Raw genomic sequence first — 22721 nt, forward strand, 5'->3', positions numbered from 1 at the left:
TGAATATTCACCTTATTTCAGGATAGATTCCGTCAATTTCGCCAGCGGTGCGCGCAGCGCATTTACCTTGTCGGAAAGCTCTTTTTGCTTCTTGGTGTACTTTTCGGGAGTTTTCTCCAAACCGATAGCTACAGTCGCAATATCGGTGTAGGGCGGGAAATCCCACTGGTTATCGCCACTGGCCCGGTTATAGGAGGCAATAGTGTCTTCCAGATCCTTCATCTTGGCATCGATTTTCTTAGTCAGTTCCGGATCTTTCTTCTGCGCTAAGGCCTGCACATTGCCGTAAGCTACCCGAGCGCCCTCCAGGTTAGCCTGGAAATCATAGAGGTCAGTGTGCGAGAAGATCTCTTCCTCACCCGTGATCTTGGTAGTGGCTACCTCTTCTAGCAGACCAATAGCGCCATTGGAAATATCGTCTAGCTTTAGTTTGAAGTCAGCAGCGTAGACCGCTTTGTGCAGGTCCTGAGTATCTTTCATCAACAAATCGGCGAACTTGGTCCGATCGGCCGCCGATAGCTTCTGATCGGTCCACAGATCTTTTTCTAAGCGGTGCCAACCAGTCCATTCCCGTCCGTCAGCATCATCAGCCTGCTGATAGTCGGCTTCCCGCTCATCCAGCTTCGGATCCAAATCACCGAAGGATTCTGCTGTCGGTTCGATGCGTTCATAATGCATCCGCGCCAAAGGATAGAGCTTCTTAGCTTTTTCGTTGTCGCCCGCTTTGTAAGCAGCTACAAATTCCTGAGTGGCTTCCACCAACTGGCCAGCCTGATCCTTGACGTAAGCGGTGTACTTGGTAACCGCGTCATCGCGCAGTTTTTGCTCATCGGCGCTGACCTTAACACCTTCACCCTTGGTTACTTTGAACTCTTTCAGCCCCACCAAGGCTCCGACCATATTCTTCTTGCAGGCGGTGTAGTAGGTTCCTTCTTCTAGCTGCACGGTGAAGTCGCGTTTATCCCCGGCAGCCAGGTTTTCCATTTCCCCCATAATCTGCAGTTTGTCTTCGGCGAGTACTTCAAACTCGTTGCGGGCAGGTCCCTCGTTGTTTAGGGCGAATTTTATAGTACCCGCCGGCGCAGTATTGACCGATAGCTCGCACTTATCGTCAGCGATTTTCACCTCGATAGGTTTAGCGCTACCCGCCGCGCCGTCACCGGCGGCGCTGTTGTCGTTTTTTACGCAACCAGTCATCGTGACTGCCAGCGCCGCGCCCACGAAGGCAACGGCAATCTTACGCATTTGCATTTATTTGTCTCCTTATCTGCATTATTAGGGTGAGGACGCGAGCGCGCCCTCAAAAAACGTTCAGCCGGCTACAACTGACGTTTTGGTCTTGTGAGTTGTTCCTGCTACTGCCACGCCCTCACCGGATGCGCTCTCAGCCAGGTCCGAGTTTGCCGCGTTAGCTACTCCCTTTCCCGGCGTAGCACCGTCTTCTTTTTGCGACCTTTTCGCGGTAATAAACAGTTTCTGATTGCGGTTGTAAAAGTAGAACAAGGTCCCCACGACTACCAGGTAGATCACCCAGCTAAAGAACTGTAGGGCGGTCGGGCTGGGTGAGAACTGGAAGATAGCTACTAGCACGTCGTAGAGACCACCGTTGTATACCAGAGCGGGTATATAGGCGGTGATATCGAAGAGCGGGGCAGTCATGGGGATGACCCCAGCTTCTTGTAAATCGTGAAAACCGTAGGAGCAAACCCCGGCAGCCACGAAAATCAGCAAATACCCGGTTATCTCAAAAAATACTCGCAAATTGATGCGGGCAACTCCCCGATAGATCAGGTATCCCAGCGCGATGGCGATTGCTATCCCCACCAGCATCCCGATAACCAGGCTGGTTCCGTTTTCGTTGTCACTGGCATTTTTGAACATCGGCCAGATAAAAATCGCGGTTTCTAGACCTTCACGCCCCACGGTAATCAAGGCGATTACAAACAGCGACCATCCGGCTCCGCTACCTTTCGCCAGAGCCTGCTTAACTTGGGACTGCATTCGGGCAGCCATTCCCGAAGAATGCTCCGCCATCCAAAAAATCATCCAGGTGATGAGGGCGACCGCGAACAAGGAAAGGAACCCGCCCAGGGCTTCTTGTACCTGGGTGGTGAGGGTGTAGGTTCCCCACACCAGATAGGCACCCACGCTCATGGGAACTACTGCTCCCACGACTATTCCTAGCCATAGTTTTGGCAGCAGGTCTTCACGCTCAACTTTCTTTACATAGGCATAAAGAATGGAAACTATTAAAACAGCCTCCAAACCTTCACGTAACGCAATTAGTAAAGCGCCGAGTATCTTCTCTCCAGTCTGCGGGATAGTTAGCTAAAATCTACAATCATTTAGCTAAGGCAAGCATAATTTATTTAATTCAACCCACCTTGTCAAGATGCTTCCAACTGGAACATTTTTCACTAACATTACTGGTAAAAGCATATTTGAAGAAAATTCTTTAAGTCGCGGACTAGGGCTTTGTCAACACTCTAACTAAGGTGGACCTTGTTTTTATCAATCCACATTCGCTGCTATAACACCCCAGTCACTACTCTAAAATTCGCCAATCTTTCGGACAATTAGACTAGAAGTGTCATTAAATGAAAGAATGCCTACATGCCAAGGATTATTGGGGAAACGCTGGAAGAGCATCGTAAGAAGACCCGCCAGCAACTATTTGATGCCCTGTCGCGTCTCTTGCAGACCAGCACTTTCGAATCACTAACAATGGCGAAGATTGCGGAAGAGGCCGGGGTGGGACGCACCGCTGTTTATAACCATTTCCAAGACAAAGAAGCGCTGCTCCTGGCGTTTATGACCTATGAAACCGGACAGTATTCGGTGCGCTTAAACCGCTCGCTACAGGGCGTATCCTCCCCGATAAAAATGTTGCGAATCTATATTCGAGAACAACTCACCCTCGGGTCTTCATACCACCTCGCCCCCGGGTTGGACCTACGCCGCCAAGTATCAAGTGAAACCAGTGCTGAACTGCGTCTTCACGCACAGATTGTAGAGAATATCTTACGACAAATTCTGCGTAAAGCTATTAGCGAAGGAACGCTTCCTCCCCAAAATTTACCGGTCGCAATCTCGATGGTGAATGCCGCTCTGGCGGGCAGAACACTTCCAAATGAACCGATGCATAGAGAATATCTGATCCACTGCGTGCAGGCCTATGTGTTGCGTTCTTTGGGTGCCAGCCACACCCTTGCCCCCCTGCCAAACAGCAAACACTTCTTGGGTCGGCGTTTAGATATTGATGAAAATCCTTTCTCCACTCGGGGAGACGAGGGAATGTCAACCTCCGCCTGTCCCATTCATCGTGCCAGCTAAGCCCGAATTTACCGGGCTAATAGCAACCGGTAACTGTTGCTTACCCGGGTAGCATCACTTCGTTTATCCGATATCTTTACTTGCCTTGCGAGCAGTTATAGGCAAGTGCCAAAAACTTTAGCGTCTCGGTAATCTATAATCGCTAGAGGGAACTAAAGGAGGAGATATGAGCACTGACCCGATCCAGCGGGCTAGCGACCCGGCAACTCCGCTGGAAGAACTGCAGTTTTTAGCTCAAAATCATCCCTCCCTGCGCCCGTTAATCGCCGAAAACCCCTCCACTTATCCGGAACTTTTACAGTGGTTAAGCGAATTTTCTGATCCAGAAATTGCCGCCGCCCTGCAGCGCAGAAAAAACCAGAAAGAGCGCGCGGCTCGCACAAAGGCCAGCGTCCCGGTCCCGGCGACATCTCCTCTCCCCCAGGAAAAACCGGAAGACGTAAACCAATCCCCGATATCTGAGGCCACGGTAGCTCTTGGGCATACCGCGACTGCCAGCGCAGTTAGCGGTGAAGACACCCAAGCTTTACCTGCCGTGTCCCCGCAGAAAACAGAGCCCACAACAGTTGTAGACCAGGCTCAAGAGCCGGAAACAGCTGCAACCACCGAGGCTGAGGTAGCGACAAAGACTAAATCTGAGAAGCTCAAACTAGCTGATGAGGCAGATTTAGAGGATTTTTCACCGCGGGAAGAAAAAACCGCTTCGAAAAAGAGCAAGATTTTCGTGATTGTGATTGCGGTGTTGATTGGTTTGGTGCTCTCTGTCGGAGGTAATTTGGCGGACCGTCTTACCGGCGGTGACGGCTCGAAGAGTTGGTATGGGAAGAACGGAGTGATCGCTCGAATCTTTGGGGATTCCGACCTTAATCGCGACCATAACAATAATGGGATTCCCGATGACCAAGAGGGTAAGGGAAATAGCGGCAATAATAAGAATGCCGCTGGTCAGGATGCGAAGGGCGGCAATAGCAACGCCGGCGCTCAATTAGATGTTAAAACCGAGGGACGCCAGATAGCTCCCGCCCCCACAAACCAGACTGGGCAGGCAAAAGGGCTACCAAATGGTGCCTATCAGGTCACCGAATTCTCGCTCCCTGACGCCCCCATTAAATGCACCATCGGCAATGAAGTAGTTTGTAACGTTTTCAGTTTTACCGGAAATATTGGGCAAAATCCCGGGGCAACCGTAAAGTTCACCCTCGGAGCCGATGGCGCGAAACCTCCCGAAGATATCGGGGTTAAAGATCGCGAGACTTCGCAGACTATTCTAGCTAGCGGTGCGGCCGCCGCCTCGGGAGCCTATGCTTGCCAGTCCTCCGGATCTGGGGTTGATTGCTGGAACCTACAGACCGGAAACGGGCTGAAACTAACAGTTAACAGTGCCGAAGCCTACCAGCCTAAAGCCAGCGCCCCGGCCAATTAGTCTTTCCCGCAAGCTCTGCGGAGGTGCCTACCCCAAGTGATGGCGCCTTGGATGACGGAATACACCGAAGAATTTATAGCCATCTGTAACCTCTGGGGCCAGCGTTAACTAGGGCCCCACCGGGGGGAGCAACTAAGCGTCCAGCAGCTCTTTGGCAACCAGCTCGGCGATCTGGATCGCGTTCAAGGCTGCCCCTTTACGCAGGTTATCGGCGCAACAGATAAAGGCTAGACCTTTACCGCCCGGAACCGACTGATCGATACGCAAGCGTCCAGTGAAAGTACCGTCGCGGCCAGCGGAGTCCAAAGGATTGGGAACATCCACTAGTTGTACCCCCACAGCCTGCGCTAGTGCCGCCTGAGCCTGTGCTAAATCGACCGGGCGAGTAAAGCGGGCATTTAAGGACAGCAGATGCGCAGTCATTACCGGGATGCGTACGCAGGTACAGGAGGCCGCCAGCTCGGGAAGATGCAAAATCCGCCGCGACTCGTTACGCAGCTTTTGCTCCTCATCAGTTTCGTTTGAACCATCATCCACAAAGTTTCCTGCCACTGGAACCGCGTTAAACGCAATCGGGCGCACATAGGTTTTCGGCTGCGGGAAATCGATAGCCGCCCCATCTAGAGCCAGTTCTTCGCAGCGGTCTATGCTCGCTTCTAGCTGGGAAGAAAGCTCTTTCACTCCAGCCCTACCAGAACCTGATACTGCCTGATAGGAGGAGGCCACTAGGGTTTCCAATCCAAAGAGATCATGCAGGACTTTCAGCGTGGGCATTGCCGCCATAGTGGTGCAATTGGGGTTGGCGATAATCCCCTTGGGACGATCCTTAATATCTTCCGGATTAACCTCCGAAACCACCAGGGGCACCTCGGGGTCTTTGCGCCAAGCCGAGGAGTTATCGACTACTACCGCCCCGGCAGCAGCGAAACGGGGAGCATGGGCGCGGGAAGCGGAACCTCCAGCCGAAAAAATGGCGATATCGATACCGCTCAGATCCGCTACCTCTACGTCCTCGACAGTTATGTCGTGGCCGCGGAAAGACAGCTGCTTGCCCGCGCTACGCGAGGTTGCGAACAGACGAATATTAGCTGCCGGGAAATTCCGTTCTTCCAGGAGGGTACGCATTACCCGTCCCACCTGGCCGGTGGCCCCTACTACCGCTACAGTTAGTTCTTTAATCATCGTCCAGTACCTCCATAGACCACGGCTTCAGTTTCCTCAGAATCTAAATCAAAAGCTTTATGGATTGCCAGCACTGCATCATCCAGGCGATCTAAGCTGATCAACACGGAAATACGCACTTCAGAAGTGGAAATAATATGTACGTTGATGCCAGCATCAGACAGTGCCTGGAAAAAGCGCGCCGAAATCCCCGGATTATTACGCATCCCTGCTCCTACCAGGGAAACTTTCCCCACGTTGGTGTCGTGGTCAATGCGAATAAAATCTAAAACCTGTTTTTCGTGCTTAAGTTCTTTCATGACCGCCGCAACATCTTCGGCCGGCATCGTGATCGAAATATTTGCTCTCCCGGGGCGGGCCTCGGAAATATTCTGCACAATCATGTCGATATTGGCGCCAGCTTTTGCCACGGCTGTGAACAGGTCCGCGGCCACGCCCGGCCGGTCAGGTAAGCCAACCACAGTCAACTTATCCTGGGAACGATCATGGGCGATACCAGAGATAATGGGAGCTTCCACGTTTTCCTCCTCAAGGGCTTCAGCGGGGACAATCCCTCGCAATGATTTCGGGGCGGGGCCATGGGCGATCCAGGTGCCATCTTTATCGGAAAAGCTAGACCGCACGTGCAATGGCACCCGGTAGCGCCGGGCAAACTCAACTGCCCGCAGGTGCAAAATCTTGGCACCATTGGCCGCCAATTCTAAAGTTTCTTCATAGTCGAGGGAATGCAGGCGGCGGGCAGTGGGAACCAGGCGAGGATCGGCGGTAAATAGGCCGTCTACATCGGTATAGATTTCACAGACATCCGCGTGGAGCGCTGCTGCTAGGGCCACCGCGGTAGTGTCAGAGCCACCGCGCCCGAGAGTAGTAACATCGTCAGCATCGTTCACTCCCTGGAACCCGGCTACAATCGCCACATTATTATCCCGGATTACTCGGGCAATCCGTTCTGGAACCATCCCCACGATCTGGGCTTTGCCATATTTAGCATCGGTACGGATTCCAGCTTGAGCTCCAGTGAAAGCCATTGCCGGTACTCCCTGAGCAGAAATTGCCATCGAAAGTAGCGACATGGAGATGCGTTCCCCGGCAGATAGTAAAATATCCATTTCCCGGGCGGGAGCATGAGAATTAAGTTCAGCTGCCATATCAATCAAGTTATCGGTGGTATCCCCCATTGCGGAGACCACGACCACCACTTGATGCCCGGCTTGGCGGGTTTGCACAATCCGTCGCGCAACCCGCTGCAAGGACTGGGTGTCGGCAACCGAGGATCCGCCGTACTTTTGTACAATCAGCGCCATTTGTTCCCCTTGTATGCCTATCGGTTAGCTATCTTCTGCAATTATTCTAAGAAGCCAGCGTGCTCTCAGCTTCAGCGTCTCAAATTTGCTGGCAGGTAAGCAAACGCACAAAATCCTGCTCGCCAGTAAGCGCTCTCCTGGGACTTTCGCCACTGCTACCTGTGAAGCTAGCCCTGCGCCGGACCTTATCCGGCGCTGCGTCTGCCCTCTAAGGCGCGCCCGAGAGTAACCTCATCAGCATATTCCAAGTCTCCGCCTACCGGGAGTCCCGAGGCTAGGCGAGTTACTTTTAACCCCAACGGGGAGATGGTGCGGGTCAGGTAGGTGGCGGTGGCCTCGCCCTCAATATTGGGATTGGTGGCAATAATGATTTCCTGGACGGTAGTACCGCTGAGGCGTTTTAGCAGTTCCCGCAGGCGCAACTGGTCGGGACCAATCCCGTTAATGGGGTCGATCGCCCCTCCCAGTACGTGGTAAAGACCCTGGTAGCTGCGGGTACGTTCAATCGCGCCGATGTCTTTGGCCTCTTCAACTATGCAAATCACCGACTGGTCACGTTTGGGGTTACGACAAATCGCGCAAAGTTCCTCTTGGGAAATGTTGCCACAGCGGCTGCAATAGCGAATCTTTTCTTTCGCTTCGATTAATGCCTGAGCTAGCAGCTCCGCTTCAGCCTTAGGACGAGAAAGCACATAAAAAGCAATCCGCTGCGCCGATTTTGGGCCTATCCCCGGCAGTCGCCCGAGGGCATCAATCAGGTCTTGCAGGGCGCCGTCATACATAGATTTTTAGCTACTCTCTTTCTAGTTGCTGGCGGAATCATTTTCCGCCGTCTCAACTATCTTGCCACCAAGCAAAGATTTCGCGACCTCGACCCCCCAACGCCCGCCGCTTTCCTCAGGCGAAGCATCGGGATCCGACAGATCCGGTAAGTCCTCCTCTTCATAGCTAGGAGCCGCCTGCGGTGCTGTAGATCCCTCTTCGCTGCCGTTGGTTGTGGCTGCCGGAGGACGGGGGGCAGATGGCGCCTCCCCCGCGGGAGCTTGCGCGCGAGGCGCTTGCGGGAAGGAGGACGCAGGCGGGGCAGATTCGCCCCCATAAGCTGCGGACGGGGGTTGACCAGGAATAATCCACTCGCTATTTTCGGATGCTACCTGCCCTTCATCCCCGGGTTCCCCCGCTTTTTTACCAGTTTCACCAGTGTCTTTAGAAATCGGCTCGACTATCTCCTGGGGAGCGCTAGCTTCTGCGTCCTCTTTTACTTCCCCGGCATTTGGAAGCGGGGAAGAGCTCTCTTCACCGCCGCCAGCTAGCTCCTCGCCTTCGGGAGGATAGAGTTCTTCCTCTGGGGGCGCTTCCTCCGAAACTACTTCCCGGGGTGTCGACGCTTCCTCTAGTTTCACCTGGGATAACACCTGACTTAGGGCGGGAGCTCTTTGGTCATCACTCCCCGGAAGTACCTGCACTGTCCAAGAATCTGACAGCTCTTGTGCCAAGCATTTCTTTATCGACCCCAAGTGGTTTTCTAAATGCTGGACGGTCTGCGGGCTATCAGCTAGCAAGGTAAGTTTCTGATCTTGCGCCCCGCCAATCTGCAAGTGGCGGTTACAGGTCGACCACAGCCGCGGATCCATTTGCTGTAACCGGGCGGACACCTTCCCCCACGCCTGCAATACCTGCCAGTATTGCTCTCCTTTTTCTACCGTCGCCCCCTCGCGCGCGGAGCCACTATCTGCGGCGGCAGTCGCAGGGGCGGCGCTCTTCTCTGCTGTTTTGTCGCGGGATGCGCGTTCTTGTGGGGAGGGCGCTTTTAGGTCAGCTGGAGCAGACTGCTTACTCTCCGCCGCCGGTGGACGGGGGGCTGCCAATTCCGGTTCCTCGCTACCGTTTCGCGGTGCAACTGGAACTGCGCTGGTGCGAGGAGCAGCTGGTGCCTGTTCAGCAGGAGTTTTAACCGGTCGGGCTGCCACTGGTACGGCAGGAGCCTGCGGTTCACTACCGGCATTTTGAGGGCTCCTGCGTCCGGGGCGATGCAGGGCCGCCTGCGCTCTCTCCGCCCCACTAAGAGAATCTGGGCCTGTAGCGCCGGGAGCTACAGTGCCCTGCCGTTCTGGTGGCAGTAGCAGCCGCGCTGCCAGCAACTCAACTTGCAGGCGGGGGGCGGTTGCTCCGGTTAGCTCGGTCAAAGCGGTATTGGTCAGGTCGCTGGCGTGAGAAATCCCGGCAGTTCCCCACCGCTGCGCCTGAGCATTCATAGTTGCCAGTTGGTCTTCGGGAGTTCCCGCTAGTGCCGCCTTTGCGTCCTCGGGAGAAGAAACCGAAAGTACCAGCAGGTCACGCAGACGCAGCAGTAAATCTTCCAGGTAGCGCCGAGGATCATGGCCACCCTCGACCATTTTGGCAATCACCTCGAAGAGCGCCGCGCCATCACGATCAATGATGGCGTCCACAGAGCGTTCCAAGATGGAGCTGTCGGTGTATCCCAGCAGCGCCGCCGCAGTTCCGTAAGCTAGTTTTCCGTCCTCGGCGCCCGCCATTAGCTGGTCAAGTACTGACAGGGAGTCGCGGACCGAACCTGCGCCCGCCCTCATTACCAGTTGCAGCACCCCGGGGGCCGGTTCGATATTTTCCGCCGCGCAAAGTTTCGCCATATATTTTTCCATGGTTTCCGGCGGTACCAGGCGGAACGGATAGTGGTGAGTTCGGGAACGAATCGTGCCGATTACCTTATCGGGTTCGGTGGTCGCGAAAATGAACTTTACGTGTTCGGGGGGTTCTTCCACGATCTTCAGCAGGGCGTTAAATCCCTGCTGAGTGACCATATGGGCTTCATCTAGTATGAAAATTTTGTAGCGGTCGCGCACGGGAGCGAAACCGGCCCGCTCGCGCAGTTCTCGCGCGTCATCTACCCCGTTGTGGCTGGCCGCGTCGATTTCTACTACGTCGAGGGAGCTGGGGCCTCCGGTCGCTAAGTCTTTACAGGATTGGCATTTTCCACAAGGAGTATCGGTCGGGCCTTCTGCGCAGTTCAGGCAACGCGCCATGATCCGCGCCGAGGTGGTTTTTCCGCACCCACGCGGACCAGAAAAAAGATACGCATGGCTGATGCGCCCGGAACGCAGCGCCGCCATTAACGGTTTGACCACGTGATCTTGCCCGATCACGTTTTGGAAAGTGTCTGGCCGGTAGCGGCGATACAATGCGATGCTCACGGCTCTACTGTACTAAAGCCCGGCCATTAGCGGGGTGCCGGCGGAGGATTGCAATAAAAAAGACCCTTCACGCACCCGATAGCGCACCCTTATCCTTGCTGCCTTCCGGCCCTGGGGAGGTTCGAATGATATCGCCGCGTGAAGGATCTCCCCCAGTTTAACTTAGAGGGACGCAATCTGGAAACGGAGGCCGCCCGAGTGGGAGGAAACGGGAATAGGGGCGCCGCCAGAGGTAAACAAGGGGCAGATACGGCACTAATATCGCAGTTACGCTGCGGCTGGATGAGATTAAAGTTCAGGACGAGGGCGCGGGTCCTACAAAAAACAGAGGCACCGCTATTATCGAGCTGTGTTCGACTCCTCATTTCCTAAATCGACATTAGCTAGGGCATTTCGGTAAACTCAAACTTGTGCCTGGAGGTATCGCCTAGTGGCCTATGGCGCTCGCTTGGAAAGCGGGTTGGGTGCAAGCCCTCGGGGGTTCGAATCCCCCTACCTCCGCCAATAAAAATGCTCTAACCAGTAGAAATACAATTTGCCAACAGAGTAAATTCATTTTGCTGTCTTAATGATGTCTTATGGAATAATTTTTTTATACTTACTCCCGGTTTTCCGGTGATTTCTCGGCCGTGGAACTTACGCAGCTGATTCCTCAGGAAGATCCGATCCCTCCCCCATGCGCTACTTTCATCTGCTGATTCGCCCAATTCTCCTACAGGTCCAAGTAGAATCACCTTTATACACATTGGAACGAGGAGGTTCAATTAGTATGAGCAATTTAGTAATCGCGGTAGATTCCTCTACCACCAGCACCAAGGCGATAATTGTCGATAGCGCCGGGACAGTGCTTTCGGAGGCGAAAGTAGAGTTCGCAATGTCCACCCCCAGAGTGGACTTTTATGAACAAGACCCTCGCGACTGGTGGAAGAGCACCAATGAGGCGGTAGGGCAGGCAGTTTCCCAGCTTAGCGACACTGATCGCGGCCGCATCAAATATCTATGCGCCACCATTCAGCGCCAATCATTCGCGCTGGTGGATTCGGAAGGCACGCCTCTTCGTCCTGGGATTTTATGGCTTGATGGCAGAGCTGCGGAGCAGGTTAAAAAGATTGGTAGCCGGCGAGTACATGAACTTTCTGGTTTCCAACCTGATACCACCCCCTCGATATACAAGATTGCCTGGTTAAAGGATCACGAACCAGAAAAACTAGCTGCCGCCCACAAAGTGGTGGGGGTACACGGCTACCTGACTCATGCTCTGACCGGGCAATGGGTTGATTCGGTGGCGACTGCCGATTCTCTGGGATTCCTAGATTCTGCAAAATTGGACTACTCTGCAGAGTTGCTCGATCTAATCGGGATCAAACGCGAACAGCTAGCAGATCTGGTTCCCGCTGCCTCCATAATCGCCCCGATCCAGAAATCGGTGCTAGACAACTGGGGAATCAAACAGTCGATTGAACTGGTAGCTGCCTGCGGAGACGGGCAAGCAGCCGCGTTGGGTGCCGGAGCTATCGGCATGGAGGAAGCCTACCTGAATATGGGTACCGCTCTGGTAGCCGGGGTGCATTCACCTAGCTACCAGATAGCCGACGTCTTCCGTACCGATGTGGCGGGTATTCCCGGACAGTACGTGCTGGAAATCGTACAAAACTCTGGTGCCCACCTGGCGGGCTGGTTCCGCAGCGAACTGGGCAATCCTGCATTGGAGGGGCGTCCAGATCCCGAACTAGACAAAGCGGCCTCTGAGGTGGCAACCGGCTGCGGCGGGCTCGTAACCATGCCCTATTGGAACGCAGTGCAGTCACCTTTCTGGGATCCGATTGCTCACGGCGCCATCATCGGGCTGGCTGGAGCCTATGGGAGAGCGGAAATCTACCGTTCGATTCTGGAAGGTATTTCATTGACCATGGCTACCAACCTGCATGCGCTTGCCGAAACTACGGGAGTACCTTTGCAATCGGTGCGGGTAATGGGTGGCGGGCAGCGCTCTCCCCTATGGCGCGCGATTATGACAGACTGCATCGGGCTCCCTCTCACCAGTTGCGACACCGAAGAGATTTCGGCTATGGGGGCTGCGGTAATGGCGATGGCGCAAACTGATGCCTACGATTCCGTTGAGGAGGCTTCGAAAGGGATGGCGGCCTCGGGCGACACCTCGGAACCAAACCTTAAGAACCATGAAATCTATCTGGAACTAGCGGAGCTGCAAAACCAAGCGTATCCGGCCTTAAAAGCGATTATGGATAGGCAGTACCAGTTCTCTTTGCGGCACCCCTTGCACTAGGTAATAGGACGTAAGGCGAGGAAGGCAATAAATTTGGGTCGCCCCTTTTTGAGGGGCGACCCAAACTGCTATTTAGTTGTTCTTAATGGTTACTGCTGTTTACGACGGTGAACCATGACTGCACAGTGCTTGCTATGAAAACTTGCAGGCATCCAAGTCTTCAGACCCGACTTTAACTCCAATTACCTGGTCATTGAGTTCCATCAATGGTACGAATAGTTTGTTCTAGCCACTGCCTCGCATCGGAAAGTGACGACAGTATGTCCGTAGCATCATTGACCTGAGTCTCAGCGCGCGCTTCCAGGTATGCACTTTCCCAACCGCTCATATCCCGCAAAGGTAGAGGTGGCCAGGCTTGCGCTTTTCTCCAGGAAAAAGTTCGTACACATAATTGCTTAAGTTCTGCCAAGTCCAGCTGCATGCGCCACAGCACCTGCAGATCCACCAAATCATGAGCTCTGGAATATGTCAGATCACTAACCGCATGAAGTTTCTGTGCGAACTGAGCTTCAGGGGAAATCAAACTTACAGGCTTCAACGCCCCAAAGCCGAAACGGGCATTAAAATCATGCAAATCACTGTCTATTCGAGTACCCAAATAAATACTCGTCTCAATCTCTTGTGCCGAAACTTCCACCTTGAGCGCAGACCACTGCTTGCCAAGAAATTTTAATGAAACCCGGTACGGTTGCACCAAATACTGAGGGAGCTTCACCCCAGGGTCGTGAATTGGTAAAGCAACCAAAGCCCCCGTGAAAGCTGTTCGGGGCGCGCTGTTTGGATTATTGTGTAGCTGTGCTTTTGATGGTGGGACGAAACCCCAGCCTTTCATCAACTTAACGCGCAGCGCTTCTTCGAATCTGCGGGTTTGCTCAGAGATAAAAACATCAAGATCCGAGGTCGCGCGAGTTCCAGGCTCGCCCGCGCGCAGCTTCATGCCCATACCACCTTTTATTACTGTGAACTCTGGAAGCATCTGGGATACAACCAAGGTAGACAGCATTAACCGGGAGCGCGCAACCGTAATCCCCCGAGCAGCGGACACTTCTTGCAGGCGTTGTTCAAGTTGAGCAATGTTTTTGGGAGGAACGACCCCGCTCATACAGCACTTCCTTAGCCTTGAGTTCCTTTGCGGTAACAAAATCTTTACGGTAGCACTCCTGCACTAAGGCCAGCCATTTTTCATTTGGTAGTTGGGGAAAAACATCTGTCAGTGCCTCATTAACCGAGGTGGATGGCAGATTGTAGTACTCAGTAATATCTGTTTCCACAATGTCAACGCGATCGGTAAGCAGCATCCATTGCGGTAACTTTCTACGTACCCGTCTACGGGTAGCAACCCGGATCGAACGCGGATTAAAATCTCCCAGTTCCAAAAGAGAAAAGACCGCATCTCCCCATAAAAACCCGCCTTTACCAGCTAGCGCCACCGCTATGGCGAACTGGGTAAAACGCGTGAGCGGCACCCCATGATGTACGTATACCCCGTTACCATAGCTACGCAGCGTGCCTCTATAAGCTAATTTTCGTACCTCAACAGCAGGTACACCGACAGAAATCGCCTCCGAAACGGTTAATACCCCGTGGCTATAAGCCGCAACCTCCCATAAATCGTGCGCGTAGGTCAAAACATTCACCCCCTCCTTCTTTGTCAATACCGTACCACTATTGGTACAGTATTGACAGAAAAAATTATTCCCCCCGTTCCTACTTGCCACCCCTGCGCTAGGTCGGGTGGCGGGTTATGGTGGAGGGTAATAACATTCCCGCTTACAAGGAGCAGTAATGACCCAGGTAAAAGCCTATGCGATGGATTCGGCCACCTCGCCCTTCCACCCCGTAACCTTAGAGCGGCGCGAACCAGGGCCCACCGAAATCTACTTCGAGATCAAATATGCCGGGGTCTGCCACTCTGATATTCACACCGGACGCGCGGAGTGGGGAGAGGTAATCTACCCCCTCACCCCCGGTCATGAAATCGCGGGAATCGTCACCAAAATTGGCTCGAAAGTAACCAAGTTTGCCGTCGGTGACCGGGTAGGGGTCGGCTGTTTCGTGGATTCTTGCGGCAAATGCGAGGCGTGCCAGGCAGGAACCGAACAATTCTGTAATGGCGAAGGCGGGACTATCTGGACTTATAACTGCATCGGGCGCGACGGCGTTCCCACAGCCGGCGGATATTCCACCGGGATCACCGTAGAACAAGACTACGTGTGCCGGATTCCGGACGCGATTCCTCTGGAAAAAGCCGCCCCGATTATGTGTGCCGGGGTGACCTTATATTCCCCGCTCAAACGACTCGGGGCAGGCCCGGGCAAGAAAGTAGCCATCGTGGGCATGGGAGGGCTCGGTCATATGGGGGTACAGATTGCCGCCGCCCTGGGAGCCGAAACCCACGTCATTTCTCGCACTCGCGCAAAAGAAGAGGACGCGAAGCGATTTGGGGCAGTTGCGCTACATCCCACGTCCGAGGACCGGACTTGGGAAAGCCTGCACTCCCAGTTTGACCTGGTGGTGTCCACCCTGTCTGACGGAGTGGAAATCGATCAGCTGCTAGATTGTGTAAAACCCGAAGGGATCGTAGGGATCGTGGGACTACCCGAAAACCGCCAGTCCTTCGCCATGGGCAACCTGGTGGGCAGCCAAAAGACGCTGGCCGGCTCCAATATCGGTGGCATCGCCCTCACTCAGGAAGTGTTGGACTTTTGCGCCGAAAAAAATATCGCACCCCAGATAGAGATCATTTCCGGCGAGCAAATCAACGAGGCCTGGGACAACGTGGTTGCCGCTAAGGTGCGCTACCGCTACGTAATCGACACCTCCACCTTCTAAAGATGGCAGCCGCGGTTGCGTACGGGGCAAGGTAGCAGGGGCGAGCCAATTTCCCAGTTGCCGATGGCCGCATCAGTAACTAGATTCGTGAGACACTGAATTTACGCGGCATTGGAACCCCTGATCCAGGCGCTACTTCCTTCGCGTTACTAATGGGCACGGTTCCGGAATTTCTTTAAGGAAAGGAGAAATCATGCGGGCAGCTACTTTAAATGCACCGGAAGACCTACGTCTGGTCGAGAAAGACAACCCCACGCCGGGTAAAAATGAGGTCTTGCTGAAAATCGAGGCCAACACTATGTGCGGCACCGACTATCGCCTCTATACGGGGGCCAAAACCTCCGGGGTTTCCTATGGCACGGTTCCCGGGCATGAGATTGCAGGCAGGATTGTAGAAATCGGCGAGGGCGTCGAGCAGATTCAACCCGGCTTGCGCACTGGGCAACAGGCGACGGTTTCGATCGTGGTATCGTGCGGTCACTGTTCCAACTGTCTGCAAGACCGCGAACACCTCTGCTCAAATCTAGAGCTGTTTGGTTACGCCATCGATGGTGGTCTTCAAGAGTACATGCTGGTGCCAGAACGGGCTTTGCGCAGAGGCAACCTGATCACTACTAGCAAAGAACTGGATCCCAAGGCTCTTTGCCTAGCCGAACCTATCTCTTGCTGCTTAAACGGCCTCGATCAATTCAAAGTGAACCTGGGAGAGGTAGTGGCTGTTCTGGGAGCTGGCCCGATTGGACTAATCCACGCGCAGCTGGCACTAGCCAGTGGAGCTAGGCAGGTTTTTGTATCTAACCGCTCCCCGGAGCGTCGCCAAGTGGCAGACCGGCTAGGCGCGATTGGGGTCGGCCCTGATGAGCTTGAGGATCGAGTCAAGGAAGTAACCAACGGCGCGGGAGCCGATGTGGTGATCGTGTGTATCGGCGCTTCGGAACTAGCCCAGGATGCCCTAGTACTCGCCCGGGATGGAGGACGAGTCAACTACTTCGCAGGATTCCCGAAAGGCTCGATGGCGCAAATGGAGCCTAACCTGATTCACTATAAAGAATTGCAGGTTACCGGGGGTTCTAATGCTCGCCGTCGTGACGTAGAAAGGGCGATTCAAGTCCTCGAATCGGGGGCTATCAATGTGGAGGAGATTGTCACCCATACTTTTCCGCTTTCAAAAGTGCACGAAGCGTATCAGGCGGTACACGACCGGGTCGGCGTGAAAATTGCGGTAATACCCGACTAGAAGCGAAGTAGTTTCCGGTCCCGCTTCCGGGACTAGGCAGGTCGCTTTAGCGCTTTCGTTGCTGAATCGTCTGGACCTTGTGGTATATATGGCAAGTGAATTTTTTGAATAATTTCAAACGCTTGTTGCCCGGAGTAGCCTACGCGTGCCTAGTCGCTGGTATCGCCTGGCTGATTAACCTGTTTGTTCCCCTGCTGTCATCAATGCTGGTGGCGATCTTGCTGGGGGTAGCAGTCCGCAACACGAAGCTAATTCCGGCTGCCTGCGAACCTGGAATCGCTTTTTCCGCGAAGACTATTCTGCGCTCCGGGGTAGTGCTGCTCGGTTTTCGGCTGTCGCTACCGGCTATTGCCGCGCTAGGTACCGGCACCATCGTGACTATCATCTGCGCGGTGGCGGCCACTATGGTGGCGGGTTACCTGCTGACTTACTTTATGCGAGTCAGTCACGCTACTGGGATTCTCACTACCTCCGGTACGGCGATTTGTGGAGCTTCTGCCGTCGCCGGGATCTCCCCGGTGGTGTCTGCCCGCAACCGCGAGGACGCCGATGATGCGGTCGCTACTGCTATCGCTTGCGTTACCCTATTCGGTACTCTCTCCCTTGTCGCTTTGCCCGCTGCTGCCCATGGGCTGCACCTTTCCCCCACTCAAGCAGCCGTCTGGCTGGGTGCTTCTATTCACGAGGTCGGTCAGGTAGTGGCGGCCGCGAATATTTACGACCCCGCAATCTCGGATTTGGCCACGGCCACCAAGCTGGGGCGCGTAGCCTGCCTAGCGATCGTAGTGGCGATTGTAGGCATTATCGAGCGGAGAGTAGTGCAAGTGCGCCATGAAAAGGCTGAAAAAGCCAGCTCTGGCAAGCGCCCACCCCTGATTCCCGGATTCGTTGTGGGATTCCTGATCGCAGTCGCGCTGGCCTCGCTGTTTGCCAGCATCCCCACTGTCAATAGCATTTTCAGCACCCTAGGAGGCACGGTAGCTACTTTGCTCCTGACAGTAGCGATGGGCGCGATGGGAGCCGGGGTAAACCTACGCAACGTAATTAAGTCCGGAGGGCGCGCCCTCGTCCTCGGAATAATCCTGAGTGTCCTAATCACCGCAGTCTCACTGGGATCCGTACTTCTGTTAGTCGACTAGCATCCGACTGGAAACGCGAGGGAACAGGAGCCCTCGTTCAATACCCAAAAATTCCAGCGGCACCAAATAGGTCGCACTAGCTGTCCCTCCCCAGCTCTCATTTTAATTCCTTAGAAAATCTGGATTACCCTACCGTTGCGACACTCCCAGGTTTTCGATTTCCAGACGCAAATACTTTACCGCAGACATACATTTAACTATTGTTACTGCTCTTACCTACATATTTTGACCGCAGCTTTTCCTTTACCTTTGCTGGATCATATGGCTTTTTACTAATACCTATTGAGAGATCTGATCTTTTTTTGTAGCATGAGATCAGATCTCTTATTGCACGGGATCACACCTTAGATAAATACCACCAGTCAATGTCGACAAAGGAAGAAATCATGTTTATCCATCTATCTCACATTATCGATCCAGAAGATGGCGCTTTCCCGGGCGAACCGACCGCGAAAGTCCGCGAAGATTCGGTTCGTTCTGATACGCAGCCATTCAATTCCTACATGATCGATCTGCCAAACCATTGCGGAACTCATATGGACGGTCCCCGTCACTTCAATAGCCACGGCACCAACTTTTCCGAACTGGGTATTGAAAAATTCGCTTTCATGGGCGATGAAATCGTCGTAATCGATCTTCCAGAGATGAACAAAGAAGGTGCAATTGTCAACAAAGCTGCAGTTGAGCCTTTCGCTGATCAGATCAAAGGAAAGCGTCTGCTGATCATCAGAACTGGGTTCGAGGAGCACAAGAAAGGAAACCCAGATCTTTACGAAAACCGCGGCCCTGCGCTGCACCCAGATCTTTGTGAATGGCTCAACAAGGACTTCCCCGAGTTGGATGCCATCGGCATGGACTGGCTTTCGGTAGCCTCCCCGCTTTACGACTTTGGACCGGAAGCCCACCACTGGCTATTGGGCAACTACACTGGTCACACTATCACTGCCATCGAGGACATGAGCCTGAAGGAACTCGGAGATAAAAAGATAAAAGTCTTGACTATGGGGCCGCTACGCATCAAAGGCGTTGACTCTGCACCTGTAAATATCATGGCACTGGTTGAATAACGTTTAACGGCAAGCTCGGGAAATACTTGGGTTCCGTAAGTGGAGGAAAAATGGCAACAGGTCTAGTCGATCAAGCGGTAAATGACATTCTAGAAAAAATTCTGGATGGAGTGTTCCCGCCTCTCTCCTCCATTCCCAAGGAATCCGAGCTTGCCGATTCACTCGGAATCTCTCGTCTTACGCTCCGCGAAGCGGTAAAGATTCTTCGTGACAGAGGGGTCTTGAAAGTAATGCATGGTAAAGGAACATTTGTAGCAGATCCGAACACATGGAACGACATGAGCACCCTTTTGGATTTTAAGTCACGGCGTTCCAACCCTAAAGACTTTGGCCTCAAGCTACTGGAAATTCGTTGTTTGCTTGAAGTAGGCGCTGCCGAGCTGGCCGCCCTCAATCACACTCCAGAGGATCTAACTGCCATGACCGAAAAGCTAGATGCCTATGACCAAGCGATTTCTGAGGGAGACATACTGAAAGCAACGAAAGAAGACATCGAATTCCATAATGCTGTCTTTTCAGCAAGCAAAAATCCTTTTATTAAGGTTATTCTTCAGCCCCTGGAAAAAGCTATGACTCATAACCGCATTGTGACCACCAAAGATGCAGAAACTCGAACTAAGGCGCGAATGTTCCATCATAAGATTCGAGACTCTATCGCTTCTGGCAACCCAATTTTGGCCAAAAATGCGATGCTTGCTCACATGGAACAGACTCGTGATTCCCTCGAGAAGGTTTAACTTCACAGCTAACAACTAACTATACGTACACACAAAGGAGTGTATACATGGTCATTGACGATTTATTGAAAGGCAAGAAGCCAGAAATTAAAGTCGATCCAAAGACGGTCGCAGCTAAAAACCAGCAGGCACCATTTTATGTAGTGCTAGACGACGATCCGACTGGTACTCAATCTGTCTCGGATCTACCAGTAGTTACCTCTTGGGATAAAGAAGATTTCCAATGGGCCTTTTCAACCGGCAAGCCAGCCGTATATGTTATGACTAACTCACGTTCTCTTTCAGCTGCAGACGCAAAAAGAATCAACGCCGAAGTAGTTCGGTCCGCATTATCTGCAGCGCCAGAAGATGTGTCTGTCTCATTTATTTCTCGATCCGATTCCACGCTTCGAGGCCACTATCCTCTAGAACCCGACATAATTGCGGATGAAATCGAAAAGTTTGGTGCCAAAAAGGTTGACGGATTCGTGATCGTGCCAGCTTTCCCCGATGCCGGGAGAATCACCATCGATTCAACTCACTATGTGAAAGGCTCGGATGACACTTTCGAGCCTGTAGGTAACTCAGAGTTCGCTAAAGACGCGACCTTTGGGTTCGAGTCGTCAAATTTGCCAAACTGGGTCGAAGAAAAAACCCGTGGCAAAGTAGCTGCCTCGAATGTCATTAGGCTTCATCTGGATACTCTTCGCAGCAACCTGGACGAAAGCGCTAACCTGCTGCTTAAAGCAAAGAACCGTCAACCGATAGTCGTAGATATCGTTACTGAGAATGACTTGCGCAGACTCGCTTTAGCCTTGGCACAAGCAGAAGAAAAGGGGGCACATTTTGTCTATCGCGTGGGCCCGCCATTTGTCCGCGCCAGATTAGGGCAGGGAGAAAAAACTCCCCTGAGCGCCGAGGAAGTATTTGGAAATGACACTGCCACGGTTGGAACTAGGGGAGGATTGATTGTTATTGGTTCTCACGTTGATCTGACCACACGACAACTTAACGCACTTAGGGAGTCAGTTAACCCGAAGATACTAGACGTCGACGTTCATCGCTGCCTAGATCCTGAAGAAAGAAACCAACTGATAGCCGAGATTTGTGAGGAGGCGCTTAAGACACTTCAAGAAGAAAATCTGGTGCTTCAAACGAGCCGGGAGCTAATTAAGACTGATGATCCTGATGAGTCTTTAGAGATTTCTAGGAAAATCTCAGATTGCGTGGTTCAGATAGTCAACCAGATTCTTCGAAAGGTTAAGCCGCGCTTTGTGATTGCCAAGGGTGGAATCACCTCCTCGGATGTAGCTTCCAAAGGATTAGAGATGAAGCACGCAACTGTTATTGGCCCTGCACTGCCTGGAATCGTCTCTGTGTGGCTTGCCGAAGATGGCATCGGCAAAGGGATACCCTACATAGTTTTCGCCGGAAATGTTGGCGACGAAAAATCTTTAAGCATGGTCGTAGAAAAACTCTCCTAGAAAAGTTGAAAGGACTTAGATAAATGAAGATCGCTGTAATCGGATTGGGAGCTATGGGGTTGCCTATGGCTTCAAACCTGGCTAAAACGTTTACTGTAACCGGCTTCGATATTTCTCCTGCCCAGATCACGAAAGCCGAATCGCTTAACTGTTCTTGTGTTGGATCTGCTAGCGAGTGCGTTGCTGAGGCAGATTGCACGCTCGTAGCAGTAAGAAACCAAGCTCAGTTGGAGAATCTTCTTTTCGGGAAAGCTGGAATTGCTTCAGCGATGAAGAAAGGCTCCGTGCTCTTACTGACATCAACTATTGGCATTGAAGCCGTAAAAACTATCGAAAAAATGTTGTTTAGTTACGAGATTGATATCGTGGACGCGCCGGTTTCTGGTGGTCCCGTTCGGGCCGGCGAGGGTGACTTACTTGTAGTTGTGGGCGCCAGTGAGTCTGCGTATGAGAAGGTACTGCCAGTTCTAAATGAAATGGCATCTACTCTAGTTTGGGTTGGTAAGGAAGCTGGACAAGGACAAGCGCTGAAGACAGTTAATCAGCTACTTTGCGGGGTACACATTGCTGCAGCAGGTGAAGCGCTAGCGCTAGCCGGCGAGCTTGGTCTCGACCAGGAAGCCACTCTCAAGGCGTTAATGGGGGGAGCTGCCGCATCGTTCATGCTTGGCGATCGAGGCCCGAGGGCGATCGAGGCCTACGAGGGTAAAGATGCCGAGGTTAAGTCCCGTTTAGATATTTTCGTTAAGGACATGAATATCGTCACTACAGCGGCGAAATCCGTTGGTATGGCGGTTCCTTTAGCCGCAGCAGCTGAACAGGAATTCCTCCTCGGTTATGGAAACGGTCAGGGTGGCGCTGACGATTCATCAGTCATCAAAGTTGTTCAACCTAAATAAAATGCGGAGCTTTTAACTCCAGGACCTGATTTTCGGACTTCAAACAACTTTTAGCTATCGACGCGGGTTCGATCCTCGGGCTCGAAACACTGATGCCCCGGCACACGGCCGGGGCATCTTTTCGTGCATGGAATCCCTGGCGAGATTACGCACAACTCCCTCCGATTCACTAATGAAAAAACAAGTTTCTTCACCGTTCCTCGTCTTTGTGCCAGTAATCCCTGACGGGATTACGCACGATTTCGTCGTCCTCACTAATAAAAAAGTCCAAACGGCCTTTTTTACCGTTCGGACTCCTCATCGTGGAGCTAGCGGGAATCGGCGGCGCTACGCACCAGCAAGGGTTTTCGGAGCACAGCCCCCGAAAACCGGGTTAATACCTGAATCGTATGTATAAATTTGTTGTTGTTGGGGGGTGCTCAGAGGTTCTGGCGCTTTAAATATGCTCTGAAAGCATGTGGATTGAAGAGTTTTTTGACCTACGCCCCTGAGGCGCGGGAAAAGTTCCCCCCCCCTTCCCTTACCATGCCCTTAGGTTCTAGTGGTGGTTGCAACACCGAGTTTGAAAGGATGTTTCAACGGTGTTGTATGAGTATGCGGGTGTTG

General features: G+C 52.9%; 18 protein-coding genes, 1 tRNA gene and 1 other RNA gene. 11 read left to right on the forward strand and 9 right to left on the reverse strand.

The window, feature by feature from the left end; translation table 11 throughout:
- Positions 1–12 precede the first annotated feature (12 nt).
- Both efeO and efeU read right to left on the reverse strand, forming a co-directional pair.
- Positions 13–1251, reverse strand: coding sequence for an iron uptake system protein EfeO (gene efeO, locus AC1EKS_RS06320; RefSeq protein WP_481010316.1), 1239 nt, complete (start codon positions 1249–1251; stop codon positions 13–15).
- Positions 1252–1311: 60 nt separating this feature from the next.
- Positions 1312–2322 (reverse strand): iron uptake transporter permease EfeU, encoded by a 1011-nt coding sequence (gene efeU, locus AC1EKS_RS06325; RefSeq protein ID WP_481009272.1) that lies wholly within the window; start codon positions 2320–2322, stop codon positions 1312–1314.
- Positions 2323–2613: 291 nt separating this feature from the next.
- Between efeU and AC1EKS_RS06330 the strand changes: the two genes are divergently transcribed.
- Both AC1EKS_RS06330 and AC1EKS_RS06335 read left to right on the forward strand, forming a co-directional pair.
- Complete coding sequence (locus AC1EKS_RS06330; RefSeq protein WP_481009254.1) at positions 2614–3333, forward strand: TetR/AcrR family transcriptional regulator; 720 nt, start codon at positions 2614–2616, stop codon at positions 3331–3333.
- A gap of 166 nt (positions 3334–3499) precedes the next feature.
- Positions 3500–4756, forward strand: coding sequence for a variant leucine-rich repeat-containing protein (locus AC1EKS_RS06335; RefSeq protein ID WP_481009255.1), 1257 nt, complete (start codon positions 3500–3502; stop codon positions 4754–4756).
- A gap of 132 nt (positions 4757–4888) precedes the next feature.
- On the opposite strand, the gene AC1EKS_RS06340 is transcribed toward AC1EKS_RS06335, so the two are convergent.
- The 5 genes from AC1EKS_RS06340 to ffs form a co-directional block, all read right to left on the reverse strand.
- Positions 4889–5935 (reverse strand): aspartate-semialdehyde dehydrogenase, encoded by a 1047-nt coding sequence (locus AC1EKS_RS06340; RefSeq protein ID WP_481009273.1) that lies wholly within the window; start codon positions 5933–5935, stop codon positions 4889–4891.
- A complete protein-coding gene (locus AC1EKS_RS06345; RefSeq protein ID WP_481009256.1) occupies positions 5935–7242 on the reverse strand; it encodes an aspartate kinase in 1308 nt (435 codons plus the stop codon). Before AC1EKS_RS06345 ends, AC1EKS_RS06340 begins: the two co-directional genes overlap by 1 nt.
- Positions 7243–7427: 185 nt before the next feature.
- Positions 7428–8024 (reverse strand): recombination mediator RecR, encoded by a 597-nt coding sequence (recR, locus tag AC1EKS_RS06350; protein ID WP_481009257.1) that lies wholly within the window; start codon positions 8022–8024, stop codon positions 7428–7430.
- 21 nt (positions 8025–8045) lie between these two features.
- The gene (locus AC1EKS_RS06355; protein WP_481009258.1) at positions 8046–10454 is read right to left on the reverse strand and encodes a DNA polymerase III subunit gamma and tau; all 2409 of its coding nucleotides are present in this window, start codon (positions 10452–10454) and stop codon (positions 8046–8048) included.
- Between the two features lie 55 nt (positions 10455–10509).
- Positions 10510–10605: signal recognition particle sRNA small type (ffs, locus tag AC1EKS_RS06360), an RNA gene on the reverse strand.
- Between the two features lie 265 nt (positions 10606–10870).
- On the opposite strand from ffs, the gene AC1EKS_RS06365 reads away from it, so the two are divergent.
- Together AC1EKS_RS06365 and AC1EKS_RS06370 are read left to right on the forward strand one after the other, a co-directional pair.
- Positions 10871–10958, forward strand: a tRNA-Ser gene (locus AC1EKS_RS06365).
- A 265-nt stretch (positions 10959–11223) separates the two neighbouring features.
- Positions 11224–12741, forward strand: coding sequence for a xylulokinase (locus AC1EKS_RS06370; protein ID WP_481009259.1), 1518 nt, complete (start codon positions 11224–11226; stop codon positions 12739–12741).
- Between the two features lie 190 nt (positions 12742–12931).
- Here AC1EKS_RS06370 and AC1EKS_RS06375 read toward each other — a convergent pair whose 3' ends face one another.
- Both AC1EKS_RS06375 and AC1EKS_RS06380 read right to left on the reverse strand, forming a co-directional pair.
- On the reverse strand, positions 12932–13843 hold the full coding sequence (locus tag AC1EKS_RS06375) for a nucleotidyl transferase AbiEii/AbiGii toxin family protein (protein ID WP_481009260.1): 912 nt from the start codon (positions 13841–13843) through the stop codon (positions 12932–12934).
- On the reverse strand, positions 13803–14378 hold the full coding sequence (locus AC1EKS_RS06380; protein ID WP_481010318.1) for a hypothetical protein: 576 nt from the start codon (positions 14376–14378) through the stop codon (positions 13803–13805). The genes AC1EKS_RS06375 and AC1EKS_RS06380 overlap by 41 nt, the downstream gene beginning before the upstream one ends.
- A 148-nt stretch (positions 14379–14526) precedes the next feature.
- On the opposite strand from AC1EKS_RS06380, the gene AC1EKS_RS06385 reads away from it, so the two are divergent.
- The 7 genes from AC1EKS_RS06385 (at position 14527) to AC1EKS_RS06415 (ending at position 22115) form a co-directional block, all read left to right on the forward strand.
- Positions 14527–15573 (forward strand): NAD(P)-dependent alcohol dehydrogenase, encoded by a 1047-nt coding sequence (locus AC1EKS_RS06385; protein WP_481009262.1) that lies wholly within the window; start codon positions 14527–14529, stop codon positions 15571–15573.
- Positions 15574–15766: 193 nt separating this feature from the next.
- Complete coding sequence (locus AC1EKS_RS06390) at positions 15767–16810, forward strand: alcohol dehydrogenase catalytic domain-containing protein (RefSeq protein WP_481009263.1); 1044 nt, start codon at positions 15767–15769, stop codon at positions 16808–16810.
- 95 nt (positions 16811–16905) lie between these two features.
- Positions 16906–17949, forward strand: a complete 1044-nt coding sequence (locus AC1EKS_RS06395; protein ID WP_481009264.1) for a YeiH family protein — start codon at positions 16906–16908, stop codon at positions 17947–17949.
- Positions 17950–18314: 365 nt separating this feature from the next.
- Positions 18315–19016, forward strand: a complete 702-nt coding sequence (locus AC1EKS_RS06400) for a cyclase family protein (protein WP_481010319.1) — start codon at positions 18315–18317, stop codon at positions 19014–19016.
- Between the two features lie 50 nt (positions 19017–19066).
- Complete coding sequence (locus AC1EKS_RS06405; RefSeq protein ID WP_481009266.1) at positions 19067–19753, forward strand: FadR/GntR family transcriptional regulator; 687 nt, start codon at positions 19067–19069, stop codon at positions 19751–19753.
- A gap of 47 nt (positions 19754–19800) precedes the next feature.
- On the forward strand, positions 19801–21216 hold the full coding sequence (locus tag AC1EKS_RS06410) for a four-carbon acid sugar kinase family protein (RefSeq protein WP_481009267.1): 1416 nt from the start codon (positions 19801–19803) through the stop codon (positions 21214–21216).
- A 23-nt stretch (positions 21217–21239) separates the two neighbouring features.
- Complete coding sequence (locus AC1EKS_RS06415; protein WP_481009268.1) at positions 21240–22115, forward strand: NAD(P)-dependent oxidoreductase; 876 nt, start codon at positions 21240–21242, stop codon at positions 22113–22115.
- Positions 22116–22721: the final 606 nt, after the last annotated feature.

The organism is Varibaculum sp. C0165D1 (genome assembly GCF_056590355.1).

Coding starts and splice junctions, on each gene's coding strand:
- recR (WP_481009257.1), bottom strand. CDS start 8,024: ATGTATGACGGCGCCCTGCAAGACCTGATTGATGCCCTCGGGCGACTG.
- AC1EKS_RS06370 (WP_481009259.1), top strand. CDS start 11,224: ATGAGCAATTTAGTAATCGCGGTAGATTCCTCTACCACCAGCACCAAG.
- AC1EKS_RS06375 (WP_481009260.1), bottom strand. CDS start 13,843: ATGAGCGGGGTCGTTCCTCCCAAAAACATTGCTCAACTTGAACAACGC.
- AC1EKS_RS06345 (WP_481009256.1), bottom strand. CDS start 7,242: ATGGCGCTGATTGTACAAAAGTACGGCGGATCCTCGGTTGCCGACACC.
- efeO (WP_481010316.1), bottom strand. CDS start 1,251: ATGCAAATGCGTAAGATTGCCGTTGCCTTCGTGGGCGCGGCGCTGGCA.
- AC1EKS_RS06405 (WP_481009266.1), top strand. CDS start 19,067: ATGGCAACAGGTCTAGTCGATCAAGCGGTAAATGACATTCTAGAAAAA.
- AC1EKS_RS06335 (WP_481009255.1), top strand. CDS start 3,500: ATGAGCACTGACCCGATCCAGCGGGCTAGCGACCCGGCAACTCCGCTG.
- AC1EKS_RS06410 (WP_481009267.1), top strand. CDS start 19,801: ATGGTCATTGACGATTTATTGAAAGGCAAGAAGCCAGAAATTAAAGTC.
- AC1EKS_RS06385 (WP_481009262.1), top strand. CDS start 14,527: ATGACCCAGGTAAAAGCCTATGCGATGGATTCGGCCACCTCGCCCTTC.
- AC1EKS_RS06330 (WP_481009254.1), top strand. CDS start 2,614: ATGCCAAGGATTATTGGGGAAACGCTGGAAGAGCATCGTAAGAAGACC.
- AC1EKS_RS06390 (WP_481009263.1), top strand. CDS start 15,767: ATGCGGGCAGCTACTTTAAATGCACCGGAAGACCTACGTCTGGTCGAG.
- AC1EKS_RS06400 (WP_481010319.1), top strand. CDS start 18,315: ATGTCGACAAAGGAAGAAATCATGTTTATCCATCTATCTCACATTATC.
- AC1EKS_RS06415 (WP_481009268.1), top strand. CDS start 21,240: ATGAAGATCGCTGTAATCGGATTGGGAGCTATGGGGTTGCCTATGGCT.